1 pseudogene is annotated in these 651 nt (G+C 38.9%); it reads left to right on the forward strand.

Features of this window, described 5'->3' with window-relative positions:
• Positions 1-651: pseudogene (locus CO726_RS31200) on the forward strand (tail fiber domain-containing protein); the annotation flags it as partial.

Here is a 651-nt window from a genome sequence, read left to right on the forward strand (position 1 = left end):
TGAATTAGCCAACAAGCTTGCAACTGAGCAATTTAATCAAAAAATGACTCTAATCGATAACCGCTTTACTATCAACGAACAGGGAATCAATGCAGCAGCAAAAAAGACAGAAGTATATACAAAGACGCAAGCAGATGGACAATTTGCTACAGATTCTTATGTAAGAGATATGGAATCCCGTCTTCAGCTAACAGAAAAGGGCGTTAGCATATCTGTAAAAGAAAATGATGTGATTGCAGCCATTAACATGAGTAAAGAAAACATTAAGTTAAATGCTGCACGAATAGATTTAATCGGTAAAGTTAACGCTGAGTGGATTAAAGCTGGATTGCTAACCGGTTGCCAAGTTCGAACATCAAATACGGATAACTACGTAAGCTTAGATGACCAATTTATACGTCTCTATGAAAAAGGGGTGGCTAGAGCATTTCTGGGGCATTACAGAAGAGCAGATGGTGCAGTACAACCGACTTTTATCTTAGGTTCAGATGAAAAGACTAACGCTCCTGCAGGTACGTTATTTATGTCTCAAGCAGGTGCAGGATGGCCTGGAGCTTATGCGAACATTGGTATTAGCGATGGCATGGAAAATAATGAAATCAAAAAATCTGTGTATTGGGAGTTGCAAAGAAACGGACTAAGTGTTCTAAA

This window comes from Bacillus fungorum (genome assembly GCF_002746455.1).
Classification (GTDB): Bacteria; Bacillota; Bacilli; order Bacillales; family Bacillaceae_G; genus Bacillus_A; species Bacillus_A fungorum.